This is a genomic window from Rothia nasimurium (assembly GCF_042660305.1).
GTDB classification, from domain to species: Bacteria; Actinomycetota; Actinomycetes; order Actinomycetales; family Micrococcaceae; genus Rothia; species Rothia nasimurium.
This window is the reverse complement of sequence record NZ_JBHSTW010000018.1, coordinates 499,154-513,844: the sequence shown is the minus strand read 5'-3', so window position 1 is coordinate 513,844 and position 14,691 is coordinate 499,154. Positions and strand designations below refer to the sequence as shown.

General features: G+C 60.3%; 17 protein-coding genes. 9 read left to right on the top strand and 8 right to left on the bottom strand.

Going from position 1 to position 14,691, the window contains the following annotated elements; genetic code table 11:
- The first annotated feature begins 105 nt into the window (after positions 1-105).
- Positions 106-522: a transposase family protein gene (locus tag ACFP6B_RS09380; RefSeq protein WP_377129493.1), complete on the top strand. Its 417-nt coding sequence runs from the start codon at positions 106-108 to the stop codon at positions 520-522.
- Positions 523-545: 23 nt separating this feature from the next.
- Here ACFP6B_RS09380 and ACFP6B_RS09375 read toward each other — a convergent pair whose 3' ends face one another.
- Genes ACFP6B_RS09375 through ACFP6B_RS09365 form a run of 3 tightly spaced genes read right to left on the bottom strand, consistent with a single transcriptional unit; the run spans position 546 to position 2,580 of the window.
- Positions 546-1,160 carry an energy-coupling factor transporter transmembrane component T family protein gene (locus tag ACFP6B_RS09375; RefSeq protein ID WP_377129463.1) on the bottom strand — a complete coding sequence of 205 codons (615 nt, stop codon included), beginning with the start codon at positions 1,158-1,160 and terminating at the stop codon, positions 546-548.
- Positions 1,157-1,963, bottom strand: coding sequence for an energy-coupling factor ABC transporter ATP-binding protein (locus tag ACFP6B_RS09370; RefSeq protein ID WP_377129461.1), 807 nt, complete (start codon positions 1,961-1,963; stop codon positions 1,157-1,159). Before ACFP6B_RS09370 ends, ACFP6B_RS09375 begins: the two co-directional genes overlap by 4 nt.
- Positions 1,964-1,977: 14 nt before the next feature.
- The gene (locus ACFP6B_RS09365) at positions 1,978-2,580 is read right to left on the bottom strand and encodes a biotin transporter BioY (RefSeq protein ID WP_377129459.1); all 603 of its coding nucleotides are present in this window, start codon (positions 2,578-2,580) and stop codon (positions 1,978-1,980) included.
- Between the two features lie 175 nt (positions 2,581-2,755).
- Here ACFP6B_RS09365 and abc-f point away from each other — a divergent pair, with 175 nt between their 5' ends.
- Positions 2,756-4,354, top strand: a complete 1,599-nt coding sequence (gene abc-f / locus ACFP6B_RS09360) for a ribosomal protection-like ABC-F family protein (RefSeq protein ID WP_237199046.1) — start codon at positions 2,756-2,758, stop codon at positions 4,352-4,354.
- A gap of 585 nt (positions 4,355-4,939) precedes the next feature.
- Here abc-f and ACFP6B_RS09355 read toward each other — a convergent pair.
- The gene (locus ACFP6B_RS09355; RefSeq protein WP_237209381.1) at positions 4,940-5,671 is read right to left on the bottom strand and encodes a metal-dependent hydrolase; all 732 of its coding nucleotides are present in this window, start codon (positions 5,669-5,671) and stop codon (positions 4,940-4,942) included.
- A gap of 230 nt (positions 5,672-5,901) precedes the next feature.
- Here ACFP6B_RS09355 and ACFP6B_RS09350 point away from each other — a divergent pair, with 230 nt between their 5' ends.
- Together ACFP6B_RS09350 and ACFP6B_RS09345 are read left to right on the top strand one after the other, a co-directional pair.
- Positions 5,902-7,245: a nucleobase:cation symporter-2 family protein gene (locus ACFP6B_RS09350; RefSeq protein WP_377129457.1), complete on the top strand. Its 1,344-nt coding sequence runs from the start codon at positions 5,902-5,904 to the stop codon at positions 7,243-7,245.
- Positions 7,242-7,832 carry a xanthine phosphoribosyltransferase gene (locus ACFP6B_RS09345; RefSeq protein WP_237185644.1) on the top strand — a complete coding sequence of 197 codons (591 nt, stop codon included), beginning with the start codon at positions 7,242-7,244 and terminating at the stop codon, positions 7,830-7,832. Before ACFP6B_RS09350 ends, ACFP6B_RS09345 begins: the two co-directional genes overlap by 4 nt.
- An 83-nt stretch (positions 7,833-7,915) precedes the next feature.
- Here the strand turns inward: ACFP6B_RS09345 and ACFP6B_RS09340 are convergent, their stop codons facing one another.
- From ACFP6B_RS09340 to ACFP6B_RS09330, 3 genes are read right to left on the bottom strand one after another with little or no spacing between them, the layout of a single operon-like run.
- Complete coding sequence (locus ACFP6B_RS09340; protein ID WP_377129454.1) at positions 7,916-8,884, bottom strand: SURF1 family cytochrome oxidase biogenesis protein; 969 nt, start codon at positions 8,882-8,884, stop codon at positions 7,916-7,918.
- 11 nt (positions 8,885-8,895) lie between these two features.
- Positions 8,896-9,138, bottom strand: a complete 243-nt coding sequence (locus tag ACFP6B_RS09335; protein WP_237195938.1) for an acetone carboxylase — start codon at positions 9,136-9,138, stop codon at positions 8,896-8,898.
- A gap of 3 nt (positions 9,139-9,141) precedes the next feature.
- On the bottom strand, positions 9,142-9,642 hold the full coding sequence (locus ACFP6B_RS09330) for a DUF3099 domain-containing protein (protein WP_377129452.1): 501 nt from the start codon (positions 9,640-9,642) through the stop codon (positions 9,142-9,144).
- Positions 9,643-9,825: 183 nt separating this feature from the next.
- Here ACFP6B_RS09330 and ACFP6B_RS09325 point away from each other — a divergent pair, with 183 nt between their 5' ends.
- On the top strand, positions 9,826-10,533 hold the full coding sequence (locus tag ACFP6B_RS09325; RefSeq protein WP_377129450.1) for a beta-ketoacyl-ACP reductase: 708 nt from the start codon (positions 9,826-9,828) through the stop codon (positions 10,531-10,533).
- A gap of 225 nt (positions 10,534-10,758) precedes the next feature.
- The gene (locus ACFP6B_RS09320; protein WP_377129448.1) at positions 10,759-11,499 is read left to right on the top strand and encodes an SDR family oxidoreductase; all 741 of its coding nucleotides are present in this window, start codon (positions 10,759-10,761) and stop codon (positions 11,497-11,499) included.
- A 155-nt stretch (positions 11,500-11,654) separates the two neighbouring features.
- Here the strand turns inward: ACFP6B_RS09320 and serB are convergent, their stop codons facing one another.
- On the bottom strand, positions 11,655-12,590 hold the full coding sequence (gene serB, locus ACFP6B_RS09315) for a phosphoserine phosphatase SerB (RefSeq protein WP_237199053.1): 936 nt from the start codon (positions 12,588-12,590) through the stop codon (positions 11,655-11,657).
- 30 nt (positions 12,591-12,620) lie between these two features.
- Between serB and ACFP6B_RS09310 the strand changes: the two genes are divergently transcribed.
- The 3 genes from ACFP6B_RS09310 to ACFP6B_RS09300 all read left to right on the top strand — a co-directional run bounded on the left by ACFP6B_RS09310 (position 12,621) and on the right by ACFP6B_RS09300 (position 14,648).
- A complete protein-coding gene (locus ACFP6B_RS09310; RefSeq protein WP_237185651.1) occupies positions 12,621-13,406 on the top strand; it encodes an ABC transporter ATP-binding protein in 786 nt (261 codons plus the stop codon).
- A gap of 9 nt (positions 13,407-13,415) precedes the next feature.
- Positions 13,416-14,294, top strand: a complete 879-nt coding sequence (locus ACFP6B_RS09305; protein ID WP_377129445.1) for a TrmH family RNA methyltransferase — start codon at positions 13,416-13,418, stop codon at positions 14,292-14,294.
- Between the two features lie 96 nt (positions 14,295-14,390).
- Complete coding sequence (locus tag ACFP6B_RS09300) at positions 14,391-14,648, top strand: type B 50S ribosomal protein L31 (protein WP_083091002.1); 258 nt, start codon at positions 14,391-14,393, stop codon at positions 14,646-14,648.
- Positions 14,649-14,691 lie beyond the last annotated feature (43 nt).

The window sequence follows — 14,691 nt, the reverse complement described above, 5'->3', positions numbered from 1 at the left end:
GGGCGAGTTGGTGTTCTGTTGTCATGGTGTTATTTTCTCCTGTTGGGGTTGGGAGGGTTTACACCGTTTTCCTGACAGTCCCGGAACTGGCGTTCGCTAGGGAAAATAAACTTCTCCGGTAAACACAAACGTGCAGGTTTCAATCATCAGGTTATCTGCACCGTTGATGGGAAACTCCTTGTCATCACGGATCAACTGCCTGGTGCCAGGCATGATGCTTTTGCCTTTAAGGAACACGGTCTTGAGAAGTATCTAGGTGAGACCACTCTGGCGGATAAGGGCTACGTCGGTTTGGGGCTACTGACCCCGACCAAGCGTAAGCCTGGGCTGAAAATGCCCAAGGTTGTTAAAGATAACAATCGTGTCATCAATAAGTTGCGGGCGGTGGTGGAGCGTGTGATTGCGCAGATTAAGACCTGGCGTGTTTTGCATTCGGTTTTTCGTCGGCCGTTGGGTGTTTATGGGCGGGTGTTTTCGGTGGTGAGGGGGTTGGTGTTTTTGGCTGCTGGGCACCCCTTATGAATAAGCCTCACAGTAAATCATCTTTATCGGTCAAGGCCCCGGGCGGCCAGGGCGTCGCCGGTTTCTTGGGCGTAGGCCACTGTGGCAATCACTAGGGGAATGAAAAGCCGGAACTGGGCGACCTTGATCCCGCGGGCGGCCACCGCCGCCTGAATCAGCTGCCAGCTATCCATAATCACCGGAATAGAACGCACCATCAGGGCCAGAGCCAGCCCCACCCGCTCAGGGGAGCCGCCTACCCACTTCAGGGGGGTGCACAGCCAGATAAACCCGTCAATCAACACCGGCATAGGGGTCGACCACAGCAGCACCTTTGAAGCTGCAATCATGGTGAGCAGGGTCAGAAGGACGTCCGCCCCCGACTCAATCTTGACGCTCACCAGGTAGTAGACCAACAGAATCGCCAGCAACCAGGAAAGAGAAACCAGGGACTGCACCCAGGTGCGCCAGGGAATTTTTGCCAGGGCCCCAAGAGTCAGCACCAGCACGAGGGCTGCAAGGCCAAACCCCCAGTGGCTGGTAGCTGCCAGGTAGATGCCCAGCAGAAGAATGAAGACACCTTTGACCCACAGGGGTGCACGGTGCACCGGGGTGCCGAGGGGCTGGTAGGTGCCAAAGAGCTGGTTGGCAATGTTCACACATGCCCCCCGGGACGTTGGGGCTCAGCAGATTCAGGTGGGGCAGGGAAGTCCGTGGCACACCAGCGCTGGTAATCTGCCAGGACGTCTGCCGCCGGCCCCTGCGCCAGCAGGCGGCCCTCGTGGATGACGATTGCCTCATCGCAGGTAGCTGCCAGGTCAAGGTCGTGGGTGGAGATGACCTGCTGCTGGGGAAGCGAGTCGAGCAGGTCAAATAGCCTCAACCTATTCTTGAGGTCTAAAAGCGTTGTGGGTTCATCTAAAAGTAGAACCTTAGGGTTCACTGCAAGTACAGCAGCTAGGGCGGTCAACTGCTTTTCACCGCCTGAGAGGTTATAGACAGAGTCAAAAGCGCGGTGCTCAACCCCGCGCTCAGCAAGGGCCTCCAGAGCAGCGGCGCGGCGGGCGTCCTTGCCCTTGATGTGCTGAAGGGAGAGCTCGACATCCTCAACCCCCGTCGGCATCACCAGCTGGGCGCCGGGGTCTGAAAAGAGCATACCCACCCGCGAGCGCACCGCAGGTAGATGCTCGCTCACGCTCACCCCGTGTACGGTGACCTCGCCCGAGGTGAGCTGGGAGAGCCCGTTGAAGAGTCGTAGGAAGGTTGACTTGCCCGAGCCGTTGAGGCCGAGCACTGCGGTGCGTGGGGCAGAGAGCTCCACGGTGATGTTGTGTAAGAGAGTGCGGTCGCTGGTGCCGGTATCAACGGTAACGGTGGCTGAGTGGGTGGCAAGCAGCCCGTCGTCCGAAAACCGAGCCGACGGGCTTGTAGCGCTTGCGCGTGAAGAGCGAGAAAAAAACACGGGCTCTATCGTACCTAGCGGCGGGCCAGGGTGGGGAAGGCCCGGTGCACAGCCAGGGTAACCAGCACGGCTACCAGGCACTTAATGAGATCGCCGGGGATGTAAATCAGGGCAGCGGCAACGGCAGCACCCAGCTCAAGGTCGGCGTTGATCATCATGCCGGCAACACCAAAGACCTGGATGATGGCAAAACCTGCGAGCACAGCCACCACAAAGGCTCCAAACAGGCCGGCCCCGCTCATACGGCGGCGCAGGGCTGCGTAGGCAAGCCCACCGGTAACCAGGGCACCGGGAATAAAGCCCAGCAGGTAGCCAAAGGAGGGAGAGACAATGGTGCCGAAGCCGCCGCGTCCGCCCGAGAAAACCGGAAGGCCAATCAGGCCAGCGACGACATACAGGGTAACGGCAAGGGCAGCGCGGGTGCCACCTAAGGTCAGGGCTGCGATGTAAATCGCCAGGGTCTGGAGGGTAATCGGAACAGCGGCCGGGCCCACCGGAATAGCGGGCAACAGGGCACATACGGTAATAAAAGCGGCAAAAACAGCGATAAGAGCCAGATCGCGACCGGGATTGGCAGCGGCGCGCGCCGGGCGCGCGGAAGTCTGTGATGATGTCATGCCCACTACTATAAACAGGTTTTGAACACCGTTCAAAAACTCTGCCTTTCTTTCACTTCTGTGACGCCAGCCCGAACCAACGCCCCGGTGGCCCTTCCAACATCGACCAGCACCACACCGGGGCGGTAAGATAGATAGCTGGCCAACCCACCCCCCCCACCCAAGGAGCAGACCCGTGCTGTCAGTCAACAACCTCGAACTGCGAGCTGGCGCTCGCCTGCTCATGGAGGACGTCACCTTCCGCATCGATAAGGGCGATAAGGTTGGCCTCGTGGGTCGAAACGGCGCCGGTAAAACCACCATGACCAAGGTGCTGGCCGGGCTGACCCTGCCCGCTGACGGTACCGTCACCCGCGGCGGCACCATCGGCTACCTGCCCCAGGACCCCAAGGTCGATGACATGACCCAGCTCGCCAAGGACCGCATCTTCTCGGCCCGCGGCCTGGATGGGGTTGCCCGCAAAATGCGCCAGGCCCAGGAAATGATGGCTAGCGAAGACCCCGCAGAGCACGCCAAGGGCATGCGCCGCTACGACCGGCTCGAAGCTGAGTTCATTGCCGGTGGCGGCTATGCGGCCGAGTCTGAGGCAGCTACCATCACCGCCAATCTTGACCTGCCCGAGCGCGTCCTCAACCAGCCCCTCTCCACCCTCTCCGGTGGTCAGCGCCGCCGCGTCGAACTGGCCCGCATTCTCTTTGCCAACGCAGACACCATGCTGCTCGATGAGCCCACCAACCACCTGGACGCCGACTCGGTAGTCTGGCTGCGCGAGTTTTTGAAGAACTACCAGGGCGGCATCCTGGTCATCTCCCACGACGTGGAACTGATGGAACTGGTGGTCAACAAGGTCTTCTACCTGGATGCCAACCGCTGCGTCATCGATATCTACAACATGGGCTGGAAGAACTACCTGCTGCAGCGCGAGCAGGACGAGGCCCGCCGCAAGCGCGAGCGCGCCAACGCCCAGAAAAAGGCCTCGGCCCTGATGGAGCAGGCCAACAAGATGCGCGCCAAGGCAACCAAGGCGGTTGCAGCCCAGCAGATGATCAAGCGCGCCGAAAAGCTCATGCGCGGGCTGGAAGAAGAGCGCCAGGTTGATAAGGTGGCCGCGATTCGCTTCCCCGACCCTGCCCCCTGTGGCAAGACGCCCCTGTCGGCGACGGGGCTGTCCAAGAGCTACGGCTCCCTCGAAATTTTCACCGATGTCGACTTGGCGATTGACCGAGGCTCGCGCGTGGTGGTGCTGGGCTTTAACGGCGCCGGTAAGACCACCCTGCTGCGCATGCTGGCTAAGAGCACCCAGCCCGATACCGGCGAGGTCATCTACGGCCACGGGGCCAAGGTGGGCTACTTTGCCCAGGAACACGAAATTCTGGATCACGACCGCACCGTCTTTGAGAACATGAAGTCGGCGGCCCCCGACCTCGATGACACCCGCGTCCGCACTATTCTCGGCTCCTTCCTCTTCTCGGGGGATGATGTCGATAAGCCCGCCGGTGTGCTCTCCGGCGGTGAGAAGACCCGCCTGTCGCTGGCAACCTTGGTGGCCTCGTCCGCCAATGTTCTGCTGCTCGATGAGCCCACTAACAACCTCGACCCGGCCTCGCGCGAAGAGATTTTGAACGCCCTGAAAAACTATCGGGGGGCCATTGTAATGGTCTCTCACGATGAGGGGGCAGTTGAGGCCCTTGACCCCGAGCGCGTGCTACTGCTGCCCGATGCGGTAGAAGATTTGTGGAGCAAGGAATACCAGGACCTCATCTCCCTGGCTTAGGCAGGAACGAGCGGACGCCCGCCCCGCCCGGTAGCTGACCGGGCGGGGCGGTCTTGTATCAGCCCCCTTCTTTGGTCCGTACAAATAGGCTTGTGTGTCTGTTTCTTACACAAGCCCACTGTTGGGGCCACCACACTCTACGAAAAAGACCTGTGTGTTTCGTGGGTTTTTCTTCGCCAAACAAAGGTCACGAAATGATAACGGGCCTATTTCGCTAGTGCAGGGCGGGCCGGGCGGCGTAGAGTAAATACCAGCTTCGGAAGCCAATCTTCCCCAGCTGCACCTCAAGAACACCGCCTCACCGATGAGGCGGCACACAAATCCAACACCGACGTTGGGCCGAACCTTGAAAGGATGATTCAATGCTGGAATCACACGACGTACGTTACCCCGAAATCGCTGAAGAGGGCGTAGAGGTCGACGTTTTCTGGACCGAAGACTAAACATCGTTCGCCTCAGCGGCACAGATATATTTTTGTTTTCCTTCCCACCCCACCTCATGAGTGACTACATAGAAGTGATACACGGGTGAAAGACAGGGGCCCGGCACCATATGGTGCCGGGCCCCTGTTGTTGCCTGAAGTCTTAGGCTCCTGTGAAGAAGCCGCTGATCAGCTGGGTGGGGTAGCTGGTGAGGAAACCGAAAAAGGCCAGGGTGTAGGCCCCGATATAGACGGTTAGGGCTGCGGTGAGGAAGTTCTCGCGGGCTGAGCCAGCATCACCCAGGATAGGTAGGGCCATGTAGCCGCTCTTGCGCCAGAGCTTGCTGGGCACAACGGGCTTGATGGTGACGGGCCAGAAGGGGTTAACCCCGCGGGTGGTCAGGGCATCACCCAGAATGTGGGCGGTCGCCCCGGTAAGAACCGCCCAGGGCATCAGAGCCAGTGAATCGGTATAGATGGTTCCGGCAATAACCGCGAGCGCCCCCAGCCAGCCCCCCGGTGCCTTGAAGGTGCGCAGGGCCAGGCCGCCAGCAAAACCGGCTAGAGCCAGAGCTAGGACGGGGATACCCGCGTAGGTCAGGCGGTCGGCAAAAAAGGCCAGGGCCCAAAAGGCTGCTAGGCCAACCAGAGAATGGGTTCCCTTGCGGTGGCCGCCCGAGAGCCGCCCCACCAACAGGGCAACCCAGCGACTGACCGGCGGAATCGAGTGGGCGATGGTGCCGTTATGGTGATCAATATCGGGGAGCATGCCCGCACCGGCAGCCGCTAGGGTAGTGACGGCCAGAGTGGTGGGGTCATCAATGCCCAAGACTCCCGCCTCGTTGAGGGCTAGCCAGGCTGCTGCTGCGCTAATGGAGTGGGAATAACCCATCATGATGGTGCGATCCTTATGAATAATCCTCTGGAAGTGAAAGCACCACTTTAACACAGTTTCGAATATTTGTTCTAAAAGGACGCCGGTGGTCACGGAGTGAGCATAGCTGGGGGGTGTTCGCCCAGAGCGAGCAAGAAGCGTAGACTGAAACTAGGACCACCCCGCCCCGGCAGCCCTGCCGGGGGCGAGCGTCCTTACACCCACCACAACTACATACCGAAAGTCCTTCGTTGAACGAACATACCCAAGGGTCAGACCCCCAGACCCCTGCTGAAACTTCAACCGACATGCTCTACCAGATCGACGACACCCCACCCCTCGGTGTCTCTATCCTGCTAGCGCTCCAACACATCCTGGCAGCCTTCGCTGGAATCATCGCAGTACCCCTGGTCGTCTGTACCGCCCTCGGCTTTAACGTCGCCCAAACCTCACTGATGGTCAGCGCCTCCATCTTCGTCGCGGGCCTCACCACCTTCATCCAGTCCCGCGGCATCGGCCCCGTGGGCGCTCGCGTGCCCGGCATGATGGGCACCGACTTCACCTTCGTCAACCCCACCATCGCGGTTGGCTCCCAGTTCGGCATGGCCGGAATCGTGGCCGCCACCATCAGCGCCTCACTGGTTGAGATTGTGCTCTCCCGCTTCATTAAGCCCCTGATGCGCTTCTTCCCGCCGCTGATTACCGGTACCGTGGTGGCCCTCATCGGCATCACCCTGCTACCGGTCTCCATGGACTGGGCAGCAGGCGGTGCGGGCTCCGAAGACTACGGCTCCTTGCAGAACCTCACCATCGCCTTCGGCGTCATGGCCCTCACCCTCGCAATCGCCCACTTTGGCCGCGGTATTCTGCGCGCTGCTGCCGTCTTTATCGGCATGGTCGCCGGCTACCTGGTCTGCATTCCCCTGGGCCTAGTTGACCTTTCTGTCGTCTCAGACGCCGCCTGGTTCGCCCTGCCCAACATCTTCGCCTACGGCCTGCACTTTGACCTGGCCTCCACCCTGGCCTTCGTCCCCGCCTACATCGTCTCCACCATCGGAACGGTCGGCATCATGATGGCTATCGGCCAGGCCTCCGGCGCCACACTCGACAGCAAGCGCGTCTCTAACGGCGTACTTGCGGACGGCGTCGGCTCAGCTTTAGCAGGCGCTTTCGGCGCGGGCCCCAACACCGCCTTCTCCCAGAACGTCGGCCTGATTACCCTCACCAAGGTAGCCTCCCGCCGCGTCATGATTACCGCAGGCATTATCCTGGCTATCCTTGGCGTCTTCCCCAAGCTCTCAGCCCTGATTTCCGTGATGCCCCAGCCCGTCCTCGGTGGTGCAGGCGTCATCATGTTCGGTCTGGTCGCTGCTCAGGGCATCAAAACCCTCACCACCATCGAACTGGGTGACCGCGAACTGCTCATCGTCTCGGTGGCCTTCGCCCTGGGTATTGGCGTGACTGTGCGCCCCGACATGCTCGCCAACCTGCCCACCGCCCTGCAGATGATTCTCTCCTCCGGCATCTCCACCGGAACCCTGGCAGCCCTGCTGCTCAACATCATCCTGGTTGACCGAAAGAAGAAAACCGCATGAAACTCCTCGAAGACCGCATCCGCCGCGACGGCCGCATCCTGCCCGGCAACATCCTCAAAGTCGACCAGTTCGTCAACCACCAGGTCGACCCCCAGCTCATGATGGACATGGGCCGCGACTTCGCCGAGCACTTCAAGGACGCCGGAATCACCCGCGTCCTCACCCTCGAAGTCTCCGGCATCTCTATGGCCATGACCGCCGCCCTGCACCTGGGTGTGCCCATGGTCTTTGCCAAGAAGATTTCCTCCAAAACCCTCTCCACCGACACCTACCACTCCAAGGTCTTCTCGTACACCAAGAAAATTGAGTACGACATCCGCATCGACAAGCGTTTTGTCACCCCCGAAGACCGCATCCTGATTATCGATGACTTCCTCGCCAACGGCCAGGCCCTGCACGGCCTAACCCACCTCTGCGAACAGGGCGGGGCCCAGGTAGCCGGCATCGGTATCGCCATCGAAAAGGTCTTCCAGGGCGGCGGCAAAGAATTCCGCGACCGCGGCTACGACGTCTACTCCCTGGCCATGATCGACCACTTCACCGACGACGGGGTGGTCTTTACCCACGAGGTAGAAAAAACCCAGTAGCACAGCAAGCAGCTCAAGAAAATGCTCCCCTCCACCTGAAGCGGTGGAGGGGAGCATTTTCTTTTCTCAATCACCCACAAAGCCTAGCGGTAGAGCTGCTCATCGAGCAGGGCGTCCTCCACCTCTTCATCGGTAATCTTCTTACTGCGCTTAGGGGCCTTAGGGCGCACAATGGACTTCATATGCGCGGGCATATCATCCACAAACTCCATGCGGCGGCGCACCACCTCTTCGTCCTCATCGCCGATATAGGTGCCATCAGCATCGTAGAACTGACCAAAATAGGCCTCAAGCTCAGCGGCAACCTGCGCATCGAGCTCATCGTTACGTACCTTCTGGCGGGCAGACCAGAAATAGGCAATATAGAACATGGCCGCAAAACAGTACCACTGCACCGAATACGACAGGTTCGGCCCGTAATCTTCCTCCGGCTTATCCTTAGCAACCGGGGCGCTCGCCGGGGCCGGGCTCTCAGAAGCCAGCACACCGTAATTGACCGTGTCAACATCAAGACCGGTCACCTCAGCAACCTCGGGAAGGTCAATACTGCTAATCTGCCCATCCACCGATGAAGCACCCGTATCAATCTCACCCTCCACCAGGCGAACCGTAATCGTCACCTGCCCAGCCGGGGGAGCAGGCACCGGAGAAGCCGTCGAACCGGCATCCCCAAACGCAGCCTCCATCCAGCCGCGGTTGACCACCACAATATGGCCCTGATCGGTCTGGAAAGGTACCAGCACCTCATACCCGTTCAACCCGTTATAGGGCCGATTGCGCACCAGCAACTGGTGCTCACTCAGGTACTGGCCGGTCATGGTCACCGGCTGCCAGCGCAGCTCAGAATGAGCGGACGCAAACAGGCTAGAATCGTCCGCAAAATCCAGGGGAGCGGCATCATAGTTCTGCGAAATACGCTCATTCGAAAAATCAAGCGCCTCCTTGCGGCTCATCTGCCAGCTCGCCAAATACAGGCACACCAGCGAGGCGACCACCGTCAGCACAAACAGGCCAACCCACTTACCAGAGAGCAAAAAACCGTATTTCTTCACAAGCAACCACCCTATCCCAGAGGGACAGTCTGCTTCCAAAAACTACGCGCCACCAAAAAATCCTGCAAATACTGCACGTGCTCCTCACAGGCCGCCCAGCTCTTGAGCCGCTCCGGGGCATGCACCTTCGGGTTATTCCACAGCACCTCAAAACGAGCCTGCTCCTGGCAGCCCTTACGGCTACACTTCACAAACTCAGGCCCCTGGCCACTACCATCGGCCTGCCCCTGATTCAAAGAACCTAAAATATCCACCCGCTACTCCTTACCGTCCTCATCAAAAACCACTTCACCATCAATAATCACCGGATCACCAGAACCCTCAGCCGCAGAATCTGCCGGGTGAGCGCTCGCCTGGGTGCGGCTACCAGCTGGCCCACCGGCGTCCGCCCCCTCAGCTGCAGCGGCACGAGCCGCCCGATCAGCCTGAGCCGCCTCAATAGCAGCCTGCTGCTCCGGCGGCAGCATGGCAGAAAAACCGCCACCACCCTGCTTAGCCTCACCGTTAGCCACCACCACAGCCGTCCAAGGAATAATCGCAGCCGCCGCCAGGCACACCCACTGCCACACACCGTCCACCATCACCGCAGCAATAATAAAAACAATGCGCAAAAACATCTTGAAGGCATACACCTTAGCCCGCGAACTAACCCCCACCGACTGCCGCTCAGCAGCGTCCGTAATCTCAAAAACCTCAGAATCGCCCGAAGAATACCCGGCAGCCTTCAAATCCTCAGCAGTCCAATACTTCTGCGCCACCGGCACCCTCCTCACACAGGCTCAAACTCACCCCACCAGTCTACCCCTCGCACCCACACCCCGCCCGACCCCCTAACCAAACCCGCCAGGCCAAATAACACGCGCCTACTTGAACAAACCACCACTTTTTTCTCAAGAGCGTAAGATAGGGGCAGAAACAAAACCCCACAACAAGGTGAAACAATGACCAACCCCACCGTACTCATCACCGGCGGCAACCGCGGCATCGGCCACGCCATCGCCACCGAATTCAAAAAAGCCGGCTACAACGTCGCCATCACCTACCGCAGCGGCGAACCCCCCGCCGACTTCTTCGCTGTCAAAGCTGACGTCACCGACTCAGCCTCCATCGACGCAGCCTTCACCGCCGTCGAAGCAGAATTTGGCCCCGTCGGCGTCGTCATCGCCAACGCAGGCATCACCAAAGACACCCTGCTCATGCGCATGAAAGAAGACGACTTCACCTCCGTCATCGACACCAACCTCACCGGCGCCTTCCGCGTCGCCCAGCGCGCCACCAAGGGCCTACTCAAAAACAAGGGCGGCCGCATCATCTTCATATCTTCCGTCGTCGGTCTCTACGGCAACCCCGGCCAGGTCAACTACTCCGCCTCCAAAGCAGGCCTCGTCGGTATGGCCCGCTCCATCACCCGCGAACTCGGCGCCCGCAACATCACCGCCAACGTCATCGCCCCCGGCTTCATCAAAACCGACATGACCGAGGAACTCTCCGACGACCTCAAAAAGCAGTACACCGACTCCATCCCCGCCCGCCGCTTCGCCAAACCCAAAGAAATCGCCGACGTAGCCCTCTTCCTCGCCTCCGACGCCGCAGGGTACATCTCAGGTGCCGTGATTCCCGTCGATGGTGGCCTGGGTATGGGGCACTAATACAGCAGCCTGGCCGGTGTGTGCCCGTCCGCGACCCTCTCACCCCTCCCAGGCTGCTGTGTACGCCAGAGCAGGGGCGGTAGCTCCCCGGCAGCCGGCTGGCTGGGGCTGGCATGAATCGCATGTGAGCGCTAGCGAACCGGCGAGAAGGTTAGCCGGCAGAGGGGAGCTACCGCCTATCGCTCCTTAAACAAATCATTTGTACAACGCTTATAAGGACTAAGAATGTCACTTCAGAACAAGACCATTATCATTACCGGTTCCTCCCGCGGCGTGGGCGCAGATACCGCCCAGATTCTTGCCGCCCAGGGAGCCAACATCATCGTCAACTACCGCTCCAAGGCACCCCGTGCCACCAAGGTTGTTGCCTCCATTGAAGAAGCCGGCGGCAAGGCCGTTGCTGTACAGGGCGACGTGACCAAGGCTGAGGACGCCACCGCCCTGATAGAGGCTGCCATCGAGAACTTCGGCTCCCTGGACTACCTCATTCTCAACGCCTCTGGCGGCATGGAAGCCGGCATGCCCGACGACTACGCCATGGTGCTCAACCGCGACTCCCAGCTACGCCTGGCCCGCCTGGCAGCCGAAAAGATGCCTGAGGGCGGCCGCATCGTCTTTGTGACCAGCCACCAGGCCCACTTCATCCGCGAAGTAGAGACCATGCCCGAGTACAAGCCGGTTGCTGAGTCCAAGCGCGCCGGCGAGGACGCCCTGCTAGCAGAAATCCCCGCCCTCACTGAAAAGGGCATCTCCCTGGTGGTTATCTCCGCCGACATGATTGAAGGCACTGTCACCGCGGCCCTACTCAACCGCCTGCACCCCGGCGCCATTGAGGCCCGCCGCGAAGAAGCCGGCAAACTTTACACCGTCAACGAGTTCGCCCAGGAAGTTGCCAAGATGGTAACTGCCGACGTTGAAACCGGCCACATCGAGCTGGTCGGCGGCGCAGGCGGCTTCATCAAGTAGTTTCCTGTCGAACTTTGTACCGCACCCTGCCCATTTTTAAGGTTAAAAGTGGGCAGGGCATGGTACAAACCCGATGATTTCAGCACGTAAAAGGACGCTGGTAGCCACCTACCAGCGTCCTTTACCTATAGTGTGAGGGCAGCGCCCGCAAATCTTTAGAGCCCAGCGAAGTGGCGTACCGCGTCCAGGCGCAGGGTGTTGATCTGGGCGTCGGCGACCTCCAGCAGGGCAGTCTTGGCGTTGAAAGCAACACCCAGCTCTGCCTCAAGGATCATGAGCACATCGTTGGCACCATCGCCCACAGCAATGGTCTGGGAGGACTTAATATCGAACTCCTTAGCCCACTCCTTCAGCGACTCCTTCTTGACCTCACCGGTAATGACCTCGCCGGTGACCTTGCCGGTCAGCTTACCCTCGATGATCTCAAGGACGTTGGCGCGCGCCTTGGAAAGGTTCAGGTAGCCCGCCAGCGGGGAGAGCACCTGCACAAACCCGCCCGAGACCACGCAGACCTCGTGTCCGGCTGCCAGGAAAACCTCAACCAGCTTGGTAGCGCCGGGGGAGTACAGCACCTTGGAAGCCACCTCATCAATCACCGACTCCTCGAGACCGGCTAGGGTGGCAACCCGCTCACGCAAGGACGCCTCAAAATCGAGCTCCCCGCGCATCGCCCGCTCGGTCACCTCAGCGACCTCAGCGCCGCGTCCTGCCGCAGCTGCTAGCTCGTCAATGACCTCCTGACGGATCAGGGTAGAGTCAACATCCATAATGAGCAGCTTCTTCTCATCGTTGGCCAACTCAGCGGGCACCACATTCAGGTCAAAGCCCAGTGAGCGTGCCCCATCGAGCAGCCCCAGGGCGCCGCGGGCGTCCTCAACACCACCGCGCTCCCACGAAGCCGCAGCAATATAAACCGAGTAGGCCGGGCCCTCAGCCTCGCGCTCTACGCGAGAGGCAGGAACCTCCATCAAAAGACCCGACTCAAGCTCCAGGCCCTCAACCGCCTGCAGCGCAGCAACCAACTGCTCCTCGGTAGCAATCAGGGGGGCGTCCGCACGAGAAATAGCAACAATATTCACAGAAGTACTCATAGGCACCATTATCTACTAAAGTTGTGAACCATGGCATCAGTTCTTGAACTTAATAAGGTTACTGTCTCACGAAGCGGTAAGAACCTCATCCACAACATCACCTGGTCTGTCGAAGAAGGCGAACGCTGGGTCGTCCTTGGCCCCAACGGCGCGGGCAAAACCACTCTGCTCTCCATTGCCGCCGCCCGCCTGCACCCTACCCGCGGTGAAGTTGATATTCTCGATGAAATTCTCGGTGCTGTTGACGTTTTTGAACTGCGCCCCCGCATCGGTCTTTCCTCAGCCCCCATGGCCGCCCAAATCCCCGGCAACGAAACCGTGCTCGATGTCGTCATCACCGCAGCCTACGGTGTAGCAGGCCGCTGGAACGAAGAATACGACTCCTTCGACGACAACCAGGGCAAGGCCCTGCTCGACGACTGGGGGGTAGCCCACCTAGCTGACCGCCCCTTCGGCACCCTGTCTGAGGGCGAAAAAAAGCGCGTGCTCATCGCCCGCGCCCTCATGACCGACCCCGAAATGCTGATTCTCGATGAACCCGGCGCCGGCATGGACATCGCAGGCCGCGAAGACCTGGTCAAGCGCCTCACCCACCTGGCCCTCGACCCCTACGCCCCCGCCACCATCCTGGTCACCCACCACCTCGAAGAAATCCCCGCAGGCTTCACCCACGCCCTGCTCCTGCGCGAAGGCGAAATCGTAGCAGCAGGCCCCATCGAAGAAACCCTCACCCAGGCCAACGTCTCAGCCACCTACGGCCTCGACCTCGACCTGACCATTCACGAGTCCGGCCGCTACTCAGCCTTCGCCCGCTAGCTCCCAAGCATGAAACCCAAACAACTCACCCCCGAGCAGCTGGCAGAACGCTCAGCCCGCGTGACCGCCCTGCCCAACACACGCGCGCTCAGCACAGCCCCGAGCGAGGCCACCCGCTTCTACACGCACCTCACCGACGTCAAACTGCGCTCCATCAAAGAACCCGAATGGGGAATCTACATCGCAGAGTCCTCCAAGGTGATCCGCCGGGCGCTCGCCGCCGGGCACCGGCCTCTCTCGTTTCTCATGAGCGAAAAATGGGCCGATGACCTCATTGACGTGCTGCAGGAACACCCCGAGGTGCCCGCCTTTGTGGGAAGCGAGGACGAGCTGGAGCAGGTTACCGGCTTCGCCCTGCACCGTGGGGCCCTGGCCGCCATGGCCAGACCCGAGCCCGCCCCCTTGCAGACCCTGCTCGAGGGGGTGCGGCGCATCGCAATTCTAGAAGACATCGTGGACCACACCAACGTGGGCGCCATCTTCCGCTCAGCAGCCGCCCTCGACGTCGACCTGGTGCTGGTAACCCCGCGCTGCGCCGACCCGCTCTACCGGCGCTCAATCCGCGTCTCCATGGGAACCGTCTTCCAGGTACCCTGGGCCCGACTGGACTCCTGGCCCGGCGCCCTCGACACCCTGCACGCAGCGGGCTTCACCACCGCCGCGCTCGCCCTGGAAGAGGATTCTTTGAGCCTGACCGAACTGGCAGACCGCAAAGACGAGAAGCTAGCTCTGATTTTGGGCACCGAGGGGCACGGACTGGCCACATCCACCCTGGCAGCCACCCAGCACACCGTCATGATTCCCATGAGCCACGGGGTCGATTCCTTGAATGTAGCGGCCGCCTCAGCCGTTGCCTTCTGGGAAACCCGCCCAAAGATGGTAGAGTAGTTCCTCGGTTGTAAACCGCAACCACCGGTAGGCACCCGCCCCGGTAGCAACAAGATATGCACTGGCAAAATCCAGGGCACGAAGAAGGTAAATATCATGCAGGCTGGCATCCACCCTGAATACAACTACGTTCTCTTCCGCGACCTCGCATCAGGCGAGACCTTCCTGACCAAGTCAACTATGACTTCTCAGAAGACCGAAAAGTGGGAAGACGGCAACGAGTACCCCCTCGTAGAAGTTGAAATCTCATCAGCTTCACACCCCTTCTACACCGGCAAGCAGCGCATCATGGACGCCGCTGGCCGTGTTGAGCGCTTCAACGCTCGCTTCGCAAACTTCGGCAAGAAGGCCTAAGTTTACAGCCAGTCTATTCAGGCTTAATATCACACCCCGTGAC